Raw genomic sequence first — 17,154 nt, 5'->3', positions numbered from 1 at the left:
GGGGCACCTGCGCCGGTGCTCCCGGACGCAACCCGCGTAAAAAGGGCGGGCCCCCGGGACCGAAGTCCGGGGGGCCCGCCCTTATGACGTTGCCGACGCCGTTGTCGTAACCGTCTCAGCGCGCTGTCAGTTGTCGTCCTCGTCGATCAGGAACCCGCGCATCGGCGACGGGGCCTGGCCCATCGGGGACGGACCCTGCGGGCGGACCGGCGCCATCGGCTGGGTCATCGCCGGGGACATCTGCTGCTGACCGCCGTAGGACGGCGCGGACGGGCCGGAGTTGCCGCCCATCGTCTGGTTGCCGCCGTACGACGGGGCGCTCGCACCGGCCGGGGCCATGGAGGGCGCCGGGGACGGCGGCAGCGACGCGGTCGCCGGGGTGCGCGGCGGGGCCAGCGAGTCGTCGGCCTGGGTCTCCAGCTGACGCAGCTGCGACTCCAGGTACGACTTCAGACGCGTGCGGTACTCGCGCTCGAAGCCGCGCAGGTCCTCGACCTTGCGCTCCAGCGTGGCGCGCGCGGACTCCAGGGAGCCCATGGCGACGCGGTGCTTCTCCTGCGCGTCCCGCTCCAGGGCGTCGGCCTTGGCACGGGCGTCACGCTCGAGACCCTCGGCACGCGAACGCGCCTCGCCGACGATCTTGTTGGCCTCCTGACGGGCCTCCGCGATCGCCTGGTCGGCGGTCTGCTGGGCCAGCGACAGGACACGGGCGGCGCTGTCGCCACCGGGACCCTGACCGGGGCCGCCCATCGGACCGCCCATGGGGCCGCCCATCGGACCGCCGGGGCCCATCTGGCCCTGCATCGGGCCCTGGCCCATCGGACCCGGACCCATCTGGCCGGGACCCTGCGGACCCTGTCCGCCCGGACCGGCCGGAAGCTGCGGGGCACCGCTCGGCAGCTGGGGCGGGCCACCCATGGGGCCGCCCATCTGCTGCTGCGGCGGACCCGATATGCCGGCGGGCACCGGCTGGCCGGGACCTCGCATGCCCTGCGGCGGCTGCTGCTGGTCCTGCTGCTCCGGGGGCTTGCGCATGTTCTGCTGGTTCTGCGCGGCCGCGCGCGTGGCGGCGGCCAGCTTGGCGCGCAGGTCCTCGTTCTCGCGGAGCAGGCGGGTCAGTTCGGCTTCGACCTCGTCGAGGAAGGCATCGACCTCGTCCTCGTCATAGCCTTCTCGGAGGCGGACGGTCGTGAACTGCTTGTTCCGCACGTCCTCGGGGGTCAACGGCATCTCTTCACCTCAACGTAGTCATCGGCAGTCGGCAAGACCGTATCGTCCACATTCACCTCGCGAAGCTGCCCACGATGGAGATCAGGATGTAGACGATGATCATCAGTACGAAGAAGGACAGGTCGAGCGCCACGCCCCCGAGACGCAGCGGCGGAATGAACCGCCGCAGAAGCTTCAGCGGTGGATCGGTGACAGTGTAGGTGGCCTCCAGGACGACCACCATCGCCTTGCCGGGTTGCCACGAGCGGGCGAACTGGAAGACGTAGTCCATGACCAACCGGAAGATGAGCACGATGAGGAACACCATCAGCGCGATGTAGATCACCTGCGCGAACACGCTCATGGCTGGTGCTTCCCTCTCCCCTGTTTCGTACTGCGTTTCCGGTCGTGCGTCTCAGCTCTGGTTGAAGAACCCGCCTTCTGCGATGCGGGCCTTGTCCTCCGCCGTGACATCGACGTTAGCAGGCGACAACAGGAACACCTTCTGCGTCACCCGCTCGATGCTGCCGTGAAGACCAAACACCAGACCGGCCGCAAAGTCGACAAGTCGCTTCGCGTCTGTGTCATCCATCTCAGTCAGATTCATGATCACCGGGGTGCCCTCACGGAAGTGTTCCCCGATGGTACGGGCCTCGTTGTAGGTCCGCGGGTGAAGTGTGGTGATCCGGTACGGCTCTCGTTCCGACACGACCTTGGGCATGATCACCGGTGCGTTCTTCTCCAGGGACTGACGTTCTTGTGTGATGGATGACACGGGCGCGATGCGCGCCGGGCGGCTGGATTCCGCGGGGAGCGAAGCGGCCCGCGCCACCGGCTCGCGCGGGGCGGGCGGTTGGACGACTCGTACCTCTTCGTCCCTTTGTGACTGATGTGTACCATGCGACTGGTGGGACGGCTCGTGCCGTCGGTGATCCCGCTCGGGCTCCGGGTCCAGCTCGGGCTCGAAGTCGTCGTCGGGGTCGAATCCCCGGCCGTCGTACCCATCGTCCTCCACGAGGCCGAGGTAGACCGCCATCTTGCGCATCGCGCCGGCCATGCTCTGAGTCCTCCGCTCTGTGGTGGATCGGCTGACGCTGCCGAGTGCCTGCGATCCACGTGGTCCTTCTGCCCGCCTTTCAGCGGAAATGACCATATTTTCTGCTGTGGTCCGACTTCTTGGCGACGTTACCCGAGCCTGGGGCGGACTCCGAGTACCGCGGTGCCGACGCGTACATGTGTCGCCCCGGCCGCCACGGCCTCCTCGAGGTCCGCACTCATCCCTGCCGAGACCATGGTTGCAGCCGGATGGGCTCGGCGCAGGTCAGTCGACAAATCCATCAACCGCTCGAACGCCGCGCGTTGGCGGCCGGCGTACTCCCCGGTGAGCGGGGCGACGGTCATCAGGCCGTCGAGCCGCAGCCCCGGCGAGGCGGCGACCAGACCGGCCAACTCCTCGATCCCGGCGGGGGCCACACCCCCGCGCTCCCCCCGGGCGCTCTCGCCCGCGTCCAGCGCGACCTGGATCAGGCAGCCGATCTCGCGCCCGGCCCGCTCGGCCTCCTTCGACAGCGCCGTGACGAGCCTGGCGCGGTCTACGGACTGCACGACATCGGCGTAACCGACCACGGAACGCACCTTGTTGGTCTGCAACTGACCGACGAAGTGCCACGACAGGGGCAGATCCGAGCATTCCGCGGCCTTCGGCGCCGCGTCCTGGTCACGGTTCTCGGCGACATGGCGCACCCCGAGCTCCGCCAGGATGCGCACATCGCTCGCCGGGTAGGTCTTGGTGACCACGATCAGGGTCACCTCGTCGCGCCGGCGCCCGGCCGCGGCGCACGCGGCGGCGATGCGCTCCTCCACCTTCGCCAGGTTCCCGGCGAGTTCGTCCTTACGGTCCGTCATGCCCCATCAGTCCAGCCACACATAGCCCGCGAGCCGCCCGGTGGTGCGGTCGCGGCGGTACGAGAAGTGGTCGCGCGACTCGCGCGTGCACACCGGCGACTGCTCCCGGTCGCGCACCCCGAGCCGTTCGAGCTGCGCGTGCACGCCGGCGCTCACGTCGACCGCCGGCGTGCCCCAACTCGTCTCGGCGTACGCCGCCGGCTCGACGGCGGCCACCTCGGCGCGCATCTCCTCGGGCACCTCGTAGCACCGGCCGCACACCGCGGGTCCAGTGCGGGCGACGATCCGGGACGGATCGGCACCCAGGTCCATCATCGCGCTCAGCGCCGCGGGCACGACCCCGGCGACCATGCCGGGCCGGCCGGCGTGCGCCGCGGCCGCGACCCCCGCGACCGGGTCGGCCAGCAGGACCGGGGTGCAGTCGGCGGTGAGCACGGCGAGCGCGAGTCCGCGCCGGGCGGTGACGATCGCGTCCACCCGCGGGACGGGCGCGTCCCCCCACGGCTCCTCGACGACGGCGACGTCGGCGCCGTGCACCTGGTTCATCCACACCACCCGCGCCGCGTCCAGTCCGAGCGACTTCGCGGCCAGCTCCCGGTTGGTGGTGACGGCGTCGGGGTCGTCGCCGACCGCGCCGCCGAGATTGAGCTCCTCGTACGGAACGGCGCTCACCCCGCCCCACCGGTCGGTGAAGGCGAAGTGCGCGCCGTTCACGGTGTCGCGCTGTCCTATCACTTCAGGAAGTCCGGGACGTCCAGTTCCTCGGCCGCGCTGTCCGAGTAGCTCCGCGGCGCCGGGGTGATGGGCGGGGCCACCGGGATCTCGGGCGCGGGCTCCGGAGCGGGCACCGGCTCGGGCTCCTCCTTGGGCTTGACGCTGCCCAGCGAGCCGAAGGTCGGGCGGCTCTCGGGCTGCCGTACCGGAGCGGGCTCCTCGCGCTTGGCCGAGGAGGAGCCGAGGACGTTGTCCCGCTTGGCCGGGGGCTGGCCGCCGTCGAAGCCGGCCGCGATCACGGTGACCCGGACCTCGTCGCCGAGCGCGTCGTCGATCACCGCGCCGAAGATGATGTTGGCCTCGGGGTGGGCGGCCTCGCTGACCAGCTGGGCGGCCTCGTTGATCTCGAACAGGCCGAGGTCGGAGCCGCCGGAGATGGAGAGCAGCACCCCGCGGGCGCCGTCGATGGACGCCTCCAGCAGCGGGGAGGAGATCGCCATCTCGGCCGCGGCCACCGCGCGGTCGTCGCCGCGGGCCGAGCCGATGCCCATCAGGGCGGAACCGGCCTCGGACATGACCGACTTGACGTCGGCGAAGTCGAGGTTGATGAGGCCGGGGGTGGTGATGAGGTCGGTGATGCCCTGGACACCGGAGAGCAGGACCTGGTCGGCGGACTTGAAGGCGTCCAGGACCGAGACCTGGCGGTCCGAGATGGACAGCAGCCGGTCGTTGGGGATGACGATGAGGGTGTCGACCTCTTCGCGGAGTTCGGCGATGCCGTCCTCGGCCTGGTTCGCGCGGCGCCGCCCCTCGAAGGTGAACGGGCGCGTGACCACGCCGATGGTGAGGGCGCCGAGCGAGCGCGCGATGTTGGCCACGACGGGCGCGCCGCCGGTGCCGGTGCCGCCGCCTTCACCGGCCGTCACGAAGACCATGTCGGCCCCCTTGAGGACCTCCTCGATCTCCTCGCGGTGATCCTCGGCGGCCTTGCGGCCGACGGCCGGATTGGCTCCGGCGCCGAGTCCCCGGGTGAGTTCACGGCCGACGTCGAGCTTGACGTCGGCGTCGCTCATCAACAGAGCTTGCGCGTCGGTGTTGATGGCGATGAACTCGACGCCCTTGAGACCGACCTCGATCATCCGGTTGATGGCATTGACACCACCGCCGCCGACACCGATGACTTTGATGACTGCGAGGTAGTTCTGCGGTGCTGCCACGTCGAAGGCCTCTCGCCTCGAGTTACGTGTCGCCGTCTCGCGTTGCTGGCGCGCTCCGGCGACTGATGCCGAATGGGACGGTCCGAATCGCCGACCCGAACCCTAACCCTGAAGTTTAGGGTTACCAGTGTGTCCGTTCCTTGGAGTCTTCTGAACAGGACACTAAGTCGACAAGTGGCGCACGTTCAACGAACACGCCGAACCTCCCGTTTTTCTTTTCACCCTATGTGATCAGCCGTAGCGGTGCCCAACCAGGGTGCTGGCCTGCGCGGATGTGCGTCAACTCCCCGCTGACGCAGGGGCCGTGGGAACGCTCACGTCGAAGTGCCGTGCATGCGGGGCCGCTTTCATGAGAGCGGTGAGAGTGCGGGCCTTCAGCGCCCCCTTCTCGGCACTCCCCCACGCCACCGCGCGGCCCCCGCTCAACTCCAGCGAGATGTCGTCGTAGGAACGCACCTTGACCGCCCGGGTGTCGTGGGCGACGGCGGCCGGCAGGTCGGCGGCCACGGACACCGCCGCGCGCACCAGCCGGCTCTCGCCGAAGCGGCGCAGACTCGCGGTCGCGGAACCCGGTGCGGCGGTCGTCAATTGCAGCAGCGGAACGCCATTAATCGGCTCGGAAATCGTGGCAAAACGGACGCCCTCCGCGTCCACTTCCATGAAGTTCCGGCCCTTTTGCACAAGAAGAACCGGAGTCCGCTCCGTCACTTTCAGCGTGATTCCGTGCGGCCAGGAACGCTCCACGGCCACGGTGTCGATCCGCGGCAGTTTCCGGCGCAGCCGCGCCTCGATCCCGTCGGTGTCGACCGACGCCAGCGGCGCCCCGAGCGGCACCTTGGCCGCGTCGCGCACCTGCTGGGGGGTGAGCACCCGGGTGCCCGAGACGGTGACCCGCTCCACGCGCAGCCACTGGGAGCCGTACAGCGTCCACAGCGCGCCCGATCCGGCCAGGACGAGCACCAGCGCGAGAATGATGATCATACGAAGCCGGCGCCGCCCCAGCCTGCGGACCAGGGGCGGGCCGGACGACTCCTGCTGGCGTTCACCGCGCTCGGCGGTGGTGGGTCCGGCCACGCTCCCTGCCCTTTCGTCATACGTGCCTATCGGTGTGCACGATGGGCGGCGATCGCCTCGTACACCATGCCGACGAGGAGGTCGTCGGCGTCCCGGCGGCCGAACTCGGCGGCGGCGCGGGACATCTGGTACAGCCGGTGCGGGTCGGCGAGCACGGGCAGGACGTTCTGCTGCACCCACTCCGGGGTGAGCTCCGCGTCGTCGACCAGCAGACCGCCGCCGGCCTTGACCACCGGCTGGGCGTTCAGCCGCTGCTCGCCGTTGCCGATGGGCAGCGGGACGTAGGCGGCCGGGAGTCCGACGGCGGAGAGTTCGGCGACGGTCATCGCGCCCGCGCGGCAGAGCATCATGTCGGCCGCGGCGTACGCGAGGTCCATCCGGTCCAGGTAACTTACCGGGATGTAGGGGGGCATCCCCGGCATCTGGTGCACCTGCGGCAGTTCGTTCTTCGGGCCGACCGCGTGCAGGATCTGGATGCCGGCCTGCTGCAGCCAGGGCGCGACCTGCTGGACGACCTCGTTGAGGCGGCGGGCGCCCTGCGAGCCGCCGGAGACCAGCAGCGTGGGCAGGTTGGGGTCGAGACCGAACATCGCGCGGGCCTCGGGGCGGGCGGCGGCCCGGTCCAGGGTGGCGATGGAGTGGCGCAGCGGGATGCCGATGTAGCGCGCGTTGCGCAGCTTGCTGTCGGGGGTGGCCACGGCGACCTGGGCGGCGTACCGCGAGCCGATCTTGTTCGCCAGGCCGGGCCGGGCGTTGGCCTCGTGGATCACGATCGGCACGCCGAGGCGCTTGGCGGCGAGGTAGCCGGGCAGGGCGACGTAGCCGCCGAAGCCGACCACGCAGTCCGCCTTGGTGCGCTCCAGGATCTGCTCGGCGGCCTTGATCGTGCCGCGCAGCCGGCCCGGGACGGTGATCAGCTCGGGCGTGGGCTTGCGCGGCAGCGGCACCGCCGGGATCAGCGCGAGCTCGTAGCCCCGCTGCGGCACGAGCGTGGTCTCCAGGCCGCGCTCCGTGCCCAGGGCTGTGATCCCCACGGTCGGGTCCTGCCTGCGCAGGGCGTCCGCGAGGGCGAGCGCGGGCTCGATGTGGCCCGCGGTACCCCCGCCGGCGAGTACGACATGCACCGAAATTCACCGCTCTCCGGACGAGCGCACCGCCGAGGTGCGCCGTCGCATCGTGTTCCATCTCCGGGGTCCCGCGGGACCCCCGGCCCCCCGCTTTCTACCAAAGCGGGGTTGCCGCATCGCAAGCGCCGCCCGCGCAGCGGGATCGTCACGCGCGAAGGCGATCAGCAACCCGATGGCGAACATGGTCGGCAGCAGGGCGGATCCCCCGTAGGAGAACAGCGGGAGCGGGACACCGGCGATCGGCAGCAGGCCGAGCACCGCACCGATGTTGATCACCGCCTGGGCGGTGATCCAGGTGGTCACGCCTCCCGCGGCGTACCTCACGAAGGGGTCCTCCGTGCGTCCGGCCACGCGGATACCCGCATAGCCTAGAGCCGCGAACAGGGCGAGCACCGACAGCGTCCCCGCCAGGCCCAGTTCCTCACCGGTGACCGCGAAGATGAAGTCGGTGTGCGCTTCGGGGAGTTGGCCCCATTTTTCCACACTGGCACCGAGCCCGGAACCGAACAGTCCGCCCGAGGCGAGGGCATAGATGCCGTGCACGGCCTGCCAGCAGCTGTCGCCCGGCCCGGGATCGGTGGCGCCGATGCAGGCCAGCCGGGCCATCCGGTTCTGGCTGGTCTTGATCAGCACCACCCCGATCAGGGCGGCGATCGACAGCACGCCGACGAACATCCGGGTCGGCGCCCCCGCGAGCCACAGCAGTCCGAACAGGATCGCGGTGAGGATGATCGCCGTGCCCATGTCGCCGCCGAGCATGATCAGCCCGAGCAGCAGGAAGGCCATCGGCACCAGCGGGACCAGCATGTGCTTCCACTGGTTGAGCAGGTTCTTGTCCTGCTTGCGCGCCAGGAGGTCGGCGCCCCACAGCACCAGCGCCAGCTTGCCGAACTCGCTGGGCTGGATCTGGAAGGAGCCGCCGAGCGAGATCCAGTTCTGGTTGCCGTTGACCGCCATCCCTATCCCCGGCACCTGCACCAGGGCCATCAGGAAGACGGCACCGGCCAGGATCGGATAGGCCAGCGCCCGGTGCAGCTTGACCGGCATCCGCGAGGCCGCGTACAGCAGTCCCGCGCCGATCACCGCGGCCAGCAGCTGCTTGCGGAAGAAGTAGGAGCCGGTCAGCCCCATCTGCAGCGCGGTGATCTGCGAGGCCGAGTAGACCATCACCAGGCCGAGCACGGTGATCAGCGCGCTGCCGCCGAGGACCAGGTAGTAGGCGGTCAGCGGCCGGTCCCAGGCCCGCCGGGCCCGCGCGTACGCCCGTGTGACGGGGTTGTCGCGCGGCGGGCGGGGGGCGGGGGGCCGGCGCACGGCCCGCTGCACGGGCGGCCGGCCGGTACGGCTACTGGGCATCAGCGCCTCCGCTGCGCATCGCGCGTCCCACGCGTTTCTCCCGAGGTCGCCCGGCGCCAGGCGGCCGGGTCAGCTGCCGAGTTCGGACACGGCCTGGGCGAACGCGTCGCCGCGCTGGTTGTAGTTGGCGAACATGTCCATGGAGGCGCAGGCCGGGGCGAGCAGCACCGTGTCGCCGGGCTCGGCGAGCCGCTGGGCCTCCTGGACAGCCTGGAGCATCGCCCCAGTGTCGGTCCGGTCGAGGTCGACGACGGGTACTTCCGGGGCGTGTCGCGCGAGGGCCTCACGGATGAGGGCACGATCGGCGCCGATCAGGACGGCGCCGCGCAGCCGCTTCGCGGACTTCGCGACCAGTTCGTCGAAGGTCGCGCCCTTCGCCAGGCCGCCGGCGATCCACACGATCGACTCATAGGCCGCCAACGAGGCTTCCGCGGCATGCGTGTTGGTGGCCTTGGAGTCGTCGACGTAGGCGACGCCGGCCACGTCCGCGACGTGCGCGATGCGGTGCGCGTCGGGGCGGAAGTCGCGCAGGCCGTCGCGTACGGCCCGGGGCTCCACACCGAAGGCGCGGGCGAGGGCGGCCGCGGCGAGGGCGTTGGCGATGTTGTGCGGGGCCGGCGGGTTGACGTCGGAGACCTCGGCGAGCTCCTGGGCGTTCTTGTGCCGGTTCTCGACGAAGGCGCGGTCGACCAGGATGCCCTCGACGACGCCGAGTTGGGAGGGCCCGGGCGTACCGAGGGTGAACCCGATGGCACGGCAGCCCTCCTCCACGTCGGCCTCGCGCACCAGGTCCTCGGTGGCCTTGTCGGCGACGTTGTAGACGCAGGCGACGCGGTTGCCCTCGTAGATGCGGCCCTTGTCGCGCGCGTACGCCTCCATCGAGCCGTGCCAGTCCAGGTGGTCCGGCGCGAGGTTGAGGACGGCGGCGGAGTGGGCGCGCAGCGAGGGCGCCCAGTGCAGCTGGTAGCTGGACAGCTCCACGGCGAGGACGTCGTAGGTCTGCTCGCCGAGGACGGCGTCCAGCAGGGAGACGCCGATGTTGCCGACGGCGGCGGTGCGCAGCCCGGCCGCCTTCAGGATCGACGCGAGCATCTGGACGGTGGTGGTCTTGCCGTTGGTGCCGGTCACGCACAGCCAGGGGGCCGCGTCGGGGCCGCGCAGCCGCCAGGCCAGCTCGACGTCGCCCCAGACCTCGACGCCGGCCTGCTCGGCGGCCCGGAACAGCGGCTTGGTGGGCTTCCAGCCGGGTGCGGTGACGATCAGCTCGGTGCCCTCGGGCAGGGTGTCGCCGTCGCCGAGGCGGACGGTGACGCCGAGCTTCTCCAGCTCGGCGGCCTGCTCACGCGCGCGTGCGTCGTCGCCGTCGTTGACGACCGTGACGATCGCGCCGCGCGCGTTCAGCACCTTGGCCGCCGGGACGCCGGAGACGCCGAGTCCGGCGACGGTGACGTGCTTGCCGGTGAAGTCCGGGGACACCGAGGAGGTCACTTGTCCGCTGCCCATCCCGCGTAGAAGAGGCCCAGTCCGACGATCACACAGATGCCCTGGATGATCCAGAAGCGGACCACCACCAGGACTTCGGACCAGCCCTTGAGTTCGAAGTGGTGCTGCAGTGGCGCCATCCGGAAGACGCGCTTTCCGGTGAGCCGGAAGGAGCCGACCTGGATGACGACCGACATGGTGATGAGGACGAACAGGCCGCCGAGGATGGCCAGCAGCAGCTCGGTGCGCGAGCAGATCGCGAGCCCGGCGAGCACACCGCCGAGCGCCAGCGAACCGGTGTCGCCCATGAAGATCTTGGCGGGTGAGGTGTTCCACCACAGGAAGCCGAGGCAGGCGCCCATCAGCGCCGAGGACACCACGGCGAGGTCGAGCGGGTCGCGCACCTCGTAACAGGCGCCCGGGTTGGTCAGGGTGAGCGCGTTGGCGCACGACTCCTGGAACTGCCATACGCCGATGAAGGTGTAGGCGCCGAAGACCAGCACGGAGGCGCCGGTGGCCAGACCGTCCAGACCGTCGGTGAGGTTCACGCCGTTGGACATCGCCAGGATCATGAACAGCGCCCAGACGACGAACAGCACCGGGCCGATCGTCCAGCCGAAGTCGGTGATGAACGACAGCTTCGTGGAGGCCGGGGTGTTGCCGCGCGCGTCGGAGAACTGCAGCGCGAGCACCGCGAAGGCGATGCCGACGATGAGCTGGCCGGCCATCTTCGCCTTGGCCCGCAGACCCAGCGAGCGCCGCTTGACGATCTTGATGTAGTCGTCGAGGAAGCCGACCAGGCCCATGCCCACCATCAGGCCGAGGACCAGCAGACCCGAGTACGTCGGCGCGTAGCCGGTGATGACCTTGGCGAGGAAGTAGGCGGCCACCGTCGCCAGGATGAACGCGATACCGCCCATGGTCGGCGTACCGCGCTTGCTGGCGTGCTCGCGCGGTCCGTCGTCGCGGATGTACTGGCCGTAGCCCTTGCGGGCGAGCAGCTTGATCAGCAGCGGGGTGCCGACCAGGGTGAGGAAGAGGCCAATGACTCCTGCGAACAGGATCTGCTTCATCATCGGGCGGCAACCTCACCCTCGGCACCGGTCTCCAGCAGCGCCTGCGCGACCGCCTCCAGACCGACCGAACGCGACGCCTTCACGAGTACGACGTCCCCCGGGCGCAACTCGCTGCGCAACAGGTCGACCGCCGCCTGTGCGTCGGACACGTGCACCGACTCCTCACCCCACGAACCCTCGTTATATGCGCCCAGTTGCAGCCAGGCGGCTTCCCTGCCCCCGACCGCGACGAGCTTGCTGACGTTGAGCCGGACGGCGAGCCGTCCGACCGCGTCGTGCTCGGCGAGCGCCTCGTCCCCGAGCTCGGCCATCTTGCCGAGCACCGCCCAGGTCCGCCGCCCCTTGCCCATGGCCACCAGCGCGCGCAGAGCGGCCTTCATGGACTCGGGGTTGGCGTTGTAGGCGTCGTTGACGATGGTCACGCCGTCCGGGCGCTCGGTGACCTCCATGCGCCACCGGGAGAGGGATCCCGCCTCGGAGAGCGCGGTGGCGATCTCTTCCGCGGACATGCCCAGCTCATGGGCGACGGCGGCCGCGGCGAGCGCGTTCGACACGTGGTGCTCACCGTACAGGCGCATGGTCACATCGCTTGCACCGGAGGGTGTGTGAAGCCTGAAGGAGGGCTGTCCGGTGTCCGTGAGTCGCACGTTCTCGGCGCGTACGTCCGCTTCGTCGGCCTCGCCGAAGAGGACCACTTTCGCCTTCGTACGGGAGGCCATGGCACGGACGTAGGGGTCGTCGGCGTTGAGAACCGCGACACCGCCGTCCCCGGCGGACGGCAGGGACTCCACCATCTCGCCCTTGGCCTGGGCGATCTGCTCGCGGCCGCCGAACTCGCCGATGTGCGCGGAGCCGACATTGAGGACGAGTCCGATCCGCGGCGGGGTCAGCTCGGTGAGGTAGCGGATGTGCCCGATGCCGCGCGCGCCCATCTCCAGCACGAGGAACTTCGTCTCCTCGGTGGCGGACAGGGCGGTCAGCGGCAGCCCGATCTCGTTGTTGAGCGAGCCGGGCGTGAACACCGTCGGCGCCTTGCGCTGCAGCACCTGCGCGATGAGGTCCTTGGTGCTGGTCTTGCCCGCCGAGCCGGTCAGCGCCACGAGGGTCGCGCCGAGGCGCTGGACGACATGGCGGGCGAGGGCGCCGAGAGCGCGCGGGACGTCGTCGACGACGATCGCGGGCACGCCGACGGGGCGCGAGCCGAGCACGGCGGCCGCGCCCGCCTCGACGACCTGCGCCGCGAAGTCGTGGCCGTCCACGCGCTCGCCGACGAAGGCGACGAAGAGGCTGCCGGGCTCCACCTCGCGGGAGTCCCGGACCACCGGCCCGGTCACCTGCACCGACGGATCCGGTATGTCGTACGTCTGCCCGCCGACGACACGTGCGATCTCGGCGAGGGAGAGGGCGATCACTGGTTCATCCCTGGGTCTTCTGGATTGCTTCGCGAAGCACCTGGCGGTCGTCGAACGGACGGACCACCCCGGCGATGTCCTGCCCCTGCTCGTGGCCCTTGCCCGCGACCAGCACGGTGTCGCCCGGCTGCGCACGGTCGACGGCCGCGGCGATCGCGGCGGCCCGGTCCTCGAAGAGGACGACCTCGCCGCGCTCGTGCGCGGGCACGGAGGCCGCGCCCTGGAGCATGGTCGCGAGGATCGCGAGCGGGTCCTCGGAGCGGGGGTTGTCGGAGGTCAGTACGGCGGTGTCGGCGAGCCGCGCCGCGGCGGCGCCCATGGGGGCGCGCTTGGTCTGGTCCCGGTCGCCGCCGCAGCCCAGCACGACGTGCAGCCGGCCCTTGGTGACCTTGCGCAGCGCCTTGAGCACCGACTCCACGGCGTCGGTCTTGTGGGCGTAGTCGACGACCGCGAGGTAGGGCTGCCCGGCGTCGACGCGCTCCAGGCGGCCCGGCACACCGGGGACGGCGGCGATGCCGTCGGCGGCGGCCTGCGGATCCAGGCCGGCCGTGGCGAGGGCGACGAGGGCGGCGAGGGTGTTCGCCACGTTGAAGGGGCCCGGCAGCGGGGACTTGGCGTTGACGCGCTGCCCGTCGGGGCCGACGACGGTGAACGTCGAGTCCATCGGGCCGACCTGGACGTCCTCGGCGCGCCAGTCGGCGTCGGGGTGGCCCTCGGCGGAGTAGGTGACGACCGGGACGGTCGCCTCCTTCGCGAGCCGGCGGCCGTAGTCGTCGTCGAGGTTGACCACGCCCCGTTTGCTGCGCTTGGGCGTGAACAGCTGCGCCTTGGCCCGGAAGTAGTCCTCCATGTCGGAGTGGAACTCCATGTGTTCCGGGCTGAGGTTGGTGAAGACGGCGATGTCGAAGACACAGCCGTCGACCCGGCCGAGCACCAGCGCGTGGCTGGAGACCTCCATGGCGACGGCCTCGACGCCGCGTTCGCGCATGACCGCGAACAGCGCCTGCAGATCGGTGGCTTCGGGCGTAGTGCGCTCGGACTTGATGCGCTCCTCGCCGATGCGCATCTCCACCGTGCCGATCAGACCGGTGCTCTTCACGGTCTTCAGGCCGCCCTCGACGAGGTAGGCGGTGGTGGTCTTGCCCGAGGTGCCGGTGATGCCGATCTGGAGCAGCTCCCGGCCCGGGTGCCCGTAGAGGGTGGCGGCCAGTTCGCCCATCCGTCCGCGCGGGTCGTCGACCACCAGGACCGGCAGGCCGGTCGCCGCGGCGCGCTCGGCACCGGTCGGGTCGGTCAGCACCGCGGCCGCGCCCAGGCTCGCGGCCTGGGTGACGAAGTCGGCGCCGTGCGCACGGGCGCCCGGCAGCGCGGCGTACAGGTCGCCGGGGCGGACGGCGCGCGAGTCGTGGGTGATGCCCGTGACCGCGGCGGTGCTCTCCGGCTGCTGGACACCCAGCTGGCCGGCGAGGTCCGCGAGGGGTGTGGCGGAGACCTCGGTCGGCCGGGGCGGTCCCGGATATGTCACGGAAGCGCCCTTCTGGGTGGTTTGGGACTGATCAGCGTGTGGCACGGCGGTGAGCGTACCGGGCGCACCCGCCTCCGGGCGAAGTGAGGGGGCGGGGGTGCCCTGGTTCCCGGGCTGGGGAGTGATCATGGTCACGGATCGTTCCTGGCTGGTCGCGCTGATCGGCAGGGGGTCGGTTCCGGGGTCTCGTGGCGGTCGGGGGACGGTCGGCGGGGTGTCGGTTCCGGGGACGGCCGGCGGTCAGGGCCGGTAGGAGACGGGCAGGTTGGCGGGCGGCGCGCCGGTCGGCGGGACCTGCAGGGTCTTGAGCGCGAACTCCATCACCTGCTTGTAGATGGGGCCGCAGATCTGGCCGCCGAAGTAGCTGCCCGCCGTCGCGTTCTGGATCGCGCAGTAGACGGTGATCCGCGGGTTGTCCGCGGGCGCGAACCCGGCGAACGACGACGTGTAACCCCGGTAGCGGCCGGTGGCCGGATCCACACGGTTCGCGGTGCCGGTCTTACCCGCCACCCGGTACCCGGGGATGCGCGCCTTGATGCCCGTGCCCTGCTCGTCGTCCACCACGGACTCCAGCATCTGGGCGAGCGTCTTGGCGGTCTTGGCGCTGACGACCCGTGTCTGCCGGGGCTTCGCGGCGGGGGTGAAGCGCCCGTCGGGTCCCTTGGTGCCGCGCACGAGGGTGGGCTCGACGCGGACTCCGCCGTTGGCGATGGTCGAGTAGACCGACGCCGCCTGGATGGCGTTGATGGAGAAGCCCTGGCCGAAAGGGATCGTGAACTGCTGCGAGGTCGACCACTGGCCGGGCGGCGCGAGGATGCCCTTGGTCTCGCCGGGGAAGCCGAGCCCGGTGTAGCTGCCGATGCCGAACTTGCGCAGGTAGGAGTAGAGCACCTGGTTCGCCTGCGGCTGGGTCTTGCCGAGCTGGCCGGTGGCGAGGATGGTGCCGATGTTGGACGACTTGGCGAGCACGCCGTTGAGGGTGAGGTACCAGGTGGCGTGGTCGATGTCGTCCTGGAAGAGCCGGTCGCCGCGGTGCAGCCGGTTCGGTACGACGACATGGGTGAGCGGCGTGGCGACGTTCTCCTCCAGGACGGCCGCCATCGACATCACCTTGGCGGTGGAGCCGGGTTCGTAGGCGTCCTGCACGGCCGCGTTGCCGAGCGCGGCCGGGTTGGCGTGCCGCAGGTCGTTCGGGTCGAAGCCGGGCGAGTTGGCCATGGCGAGGATCTGGCCGGTGCGGGTGTCCTGCACGATGACGTAACCGCGGTCGGCCTTGGACTTCTTCACCTGCTCGGTGATGGCGTTCTGCGCGGCCCACTGGATGTCGCGGTCGATGGTGAGCTCGACGTCGCTGCCCGGCACGGCGGGGGTCTCCGTGGAGCCCGCGGTCGGGACCTGGCGGCCACCGGACTGGGCGTAGCGGATCTTGCCGTCCTTGCCGGAGAGCGTCTTGTTCAGCTGCTGCTCGACACCGCCGCCGCCCTGGCCGTCGGCGTTGACCCAGCCCAGTATCCCGGCGGCGAGGTCGCCGTTGGGGTAGACCCGCTTGCTGCTGGGGTCGGCGAAGACGCCGGCGAGGACGTTGACCGTGGTCTTGTCGGTCGAGGCCTTCTTGGCGAGGGCGAGCTTGAGGTCCTTGATCTGCGTCCACACCTGCGGGGTGCGGCTGAGGGCGAGCCGCACATAGCGCAGCTCCTTGTCCTTCGGGTGCAGCTTCTTGACCAGGTCGGCCTGGCTCTGGCCGAGGATCGGGGCGAGCAGCGCGGCGGCCTGCTCGGGGCCGTCGTCGATCTTCAGCTGCTTGCGGCTGAACATGGTCGGGTCGGCCGTGATGTCGTACGCGTCCACGCTGGCGGCCAGCGCCACGCCGTTGCGGTCGGTGATGCCTCCGCGTTCGGCCGCGAGGGTGTGCACGACGTAGCGGTTCTGCTCGGCCTTGGCCGCGTAGGTGCTGGCGTCGACGGCCTGCACCTGGAGCAGGCGGAACACGAACGCCGCCATGACGAGGGTCAGGCCGAGGCCGACCAGGCGCAGCCGCGGGCGGGGGCTGCCGAGCCGGAGCGTGCGCGGGGGCGCGGCCTGGCGGGCCGGGGCGGGACGGCGGGCCGGCCGTCCGCCGGGGCCCGGACGGCGGCCGCCGGCACCGGGCCGGGCCGGCCGTGCGGGGCCGGGCACGCGGCGGCGCGGTGGTTGCCTGCCAAAACCATCGACCACTTCCGTCACCTGCCGGGGGTTGTCGTGGGAGCCGTCTGGGGTGTCCGGTCCGCCTCGGCCGCCCCTTGCGGCGGGAGCGAGGCCGACTGGGACGAGGCCGTGGCGGCGGCCGTGGGCGCGGTCGCCGTCGCTGTCGCCGTCGCCGTCGCCGTCGGGGAGGCGGTGTCCGCGGGCGTCGCGGTGGGGCTCTGTGTCGGTGCGGGGCCGGCGGGGATGACCTCGGGGGCGAGGACCAGCGGGGCGTCCTCGGGCTGCGCGGCGGGCGAGGGGAAGCCCTTCACGGTGCCGTCGAGGCCGAGGAAGGCGGGGTCGCCGCCCGGGACCATGCCCAGCTCATGGGCGCGGCGCTGCAGGGCCTCGGGGGCGGAGTAGGCGTCCACGTCCCGTTGCAGGGCCTGCTCCTCGTCGGTGAGCGACTTGGTCTCCTTCTGCAGGTCGTCCAGCTTGAAGGAGCCCTCGCTGAGCGCGGAGTTCAGCACGAGGAGCCCGATGAGGCCACCGCCGAGCAGCAGCACGACGAGCAGCACGAACGGTGTCCGGGCGGCCTGCCCGCGCCGGGCCGGGAACATCCGCGCCAGCCGCGCGGCCCGCCCCTTCACCTGGGGTTTCCTGCTCACACACCCTCCCCCGCCGTCACGCCCCAGCGCACCACGCGGCGAACGGCCCACGAACGCGACACGCCGAGCCTTGGCCCCGGGACACGGTCCGGGCCTGGGACCGGCCTGCCGCCGCCGGCGGCTACAGCCGATGCGACGGACGCGAGCCCCCTGCCCCGTCGCAGACCCGAGCCCCCCGTGACCGTGGTCGGCGCGGCGTCCATGCGTCGCCGCAAGCTCGCGGCTC

15 protein-coding genes are annotated in these 17,154 nt (G+C 71.1%); all 15 read right to left on the bottom strand.

The genetic code is table 11. The features are described from left to right. Nucleotides 1-126: 126 nt before the first annotated feature. Nucleotides 127-1,230: a DivIVA domain-containing protein gene (locus ACF1AL_RS10735; RefSeq protein ID WP_366835922.1), complete on the bottom strand. Its 1,104-nt coding sequence runs from the start codon at nt 1,228-1,230 to the stop codon at nt 127-129. Nucleotides 1,231-1,282: 52 nt separating this feature from the next. Next, nucleotides 1,283-1,573 carry a YggT family protein gene (locus ACF1AL_RS10730; RefSeq protein ID WP_103782990.1) on the bottom strand — a complete coding sequence of 97 codons (291 nt, stop codon included), beginning with the start codon at nt 1,571-1,573 and terminating at the stop codon, nt 1,283-1,285. Between the two features lie 51 nt (nt 1,574-1,624). Then, nucleotides 1,625-2,266 carry a cell division protein SepF gene (locus tag ACF1AL_RS10725; RefSeq protein ID WP_366835923.1) on the bottom strand — a complete coding sequence of 214 codons (642 nt, stop codon included), beginning with the start codon at nt 2,264-2,266 and terminating at the stop codon, nt 1,625-1,627. A 128-nt stretch (nt 2,267-2,394) separates the two neighbouring features. Beyond that, the gene (locus ACF1AL_RS10720; protein ID WP_366835924.1) at nt 2,395-3,114 is read right to left on the bottom strand and encodes a YggS family pyridoxal phosphate-dependent enzyme; all 720 of its coding nucleotides are present in this window, start codon (nt 3,112-3,114) and stop codon (nt 2,395-2,397) included. A 6-nt stretch (nt 3,115-3,120) separates the two neighbouring features. Further along, entirely contained in the window at nt 3,121-3,849 is a 729-nt protein-coding gene (gene pgeF, locus ACF1AL_RS10715; protein ID WP_391778801.1) for a peptidoglycan editing factor PgeF, read from the bottom strand. Next, nucleotides 3,846-5,045 (bottom strand): cell division protein FtsZ, encoded by a 1,200-nt coding sequence (ftsZ, locus tag ACF1AL_RS10710; RefSeq protein ID WP_391820587.1) that lies wholly within the window; start codon nt 5,043-5,045, stop codon nt 3,846-3,848. Before ftsZ ends, pgeF begins: the two co-directional genes overlap by 4 nt. A gap of 279 nt (nt 5,046-5,324) precedes the next feature. After that, nucleotides 5,325-6,119, bottom strand: coding sequence for a cell division protein FtsQ/DivIB (locus tag ACF1AL_RS10705; RefSeq protein ID WP_391697547.1), 795 nt, complete (start codon nt 6,117-6,119; stop codon nt 5,325-5,327). A gap of 26 nt (nt 6,120-6,145) precedes the next feature. Beyond that, entirely contained in the window at nt 6,146-7,243 is a 1,098-nt protein-coding gene (gene murG / locus ACF1AL_RS10700; RefSeq protein ID WP_366835928.1) for an undecaprenyldiphospho-muramoylpentapeptide beta-N-acetylglucosaminyltransferase, read from the bottom strand. Between the two features lie 6 nt (nt 7,244-7,249). Next, nucleotides 7,250-8,602 (bottom strand): putative lipid II flippase FtsW, encoded by a 1,353-nt coding sequence (gene ftsW, locus ACF1AL_RS10695; protein ID WP_391697550.1) that lies wholly within the window; start codon nt 8,600-8,602, stop codon nt 7,250-7,252. A gap of 69 nt (nt 8,603-8,671) precedes the next feature. After that, entirely contained in the window at nt 8,672-10,105 is a 1,434-nt protein-coding gene (gene murD / locus ACF1AL_RS10690) for a UDP-N-acetylmuramoyl-L-alanine--D-glutamate ligase (protein WP_391825801.1), read from the bottom strand. Further along, nucleotides 10,087-11,157 carry a phospho-N-acetylmuramoyl-pentapeptide-transferase gene (gene mraY, locus ACF1AL_RS10685; RefSeq protein WP_366836099.1) on the bottom strand — a complete coding sequence of 357 codons (1,071 nt, stop codon included), beginning with the start codon at nt 11,155-11,157 and terminating at the stop codon, nt 10,087-10,089. The genes murD and mraY overlap by 19 nt, the downstream gene beginning before the upstream one ends. Beyond that, entirely contained in the window at nt 11,157-12,572 is a 1,416-nt protein-coding gene (gene murF / locus ACF1AL_RS10680) for a UDP-N-acetylmuramoyl-tripeptide--D-alanyl-D-alanine ligase (RefSeq protein ID WP_386418996.1), read from the bottom strand. Before murF ends, mraY begins: the two co-directional genes overlap by 1 nt. Nucleotides 12,573-12,576: 4 nt before the next feature. Then, nucleotides 12,577-14,097 carry a UDP-N-acetylmuramoyl-L-alanyl-D-glutamate--2,6-diaminopimelate ligase gene (locus ACF1AL_RS10675; protein WP_384211398.1) on the bottom strand — a complete coding sequence of 507 codons (1,521 nt, stop codon included), beginning with the start codon at nt 14,095-14,097 and terminating at the stop codon, nt 12,577-12,579. A gap of 240 nt (nt 14,098-14,337) precedes the next feature. Then, nucleotides 14,338-16,311, bottom strand: coding sequence for a peptidoglycan D,D-transpeptidase FtsI family protein (locus ACF1AL_RS10670; RefSeq protein WP_391825800.1), 1,974 nt, complete (start codon nt 16,309-16,311; stop codon nt 14,338-14,340). A 5-nt stretch (nt 16,312-16,316) separates the two neighbouring features. Next, complete coding sequence (locus ACF1AL_RS10665; RefSeq protein WP_391825799.1) at nt 16,317-16,928, bottom strand: septum formation initiator family protein; 612 nt, start codon at nt 16,926-16,928, stop codon at nt 16,317-16,319. Nucleotides 16,929-17,154: the final 226 nt, after the last annotated feature.

It is taken from the genome of Streptomyces sp. NPDC014801 (assembly GCF_043082085.1).
In the GTDB taxonomy this organism is placed as follows: domain Bacteria; phylum Actinomycetota; class Actinomycetes; order Streptomycetales; family Streptomycetaceae; genus Streptomyces.
This window is presented reverse-complemented; position numbering and strand designations above follow the sequence as displayed.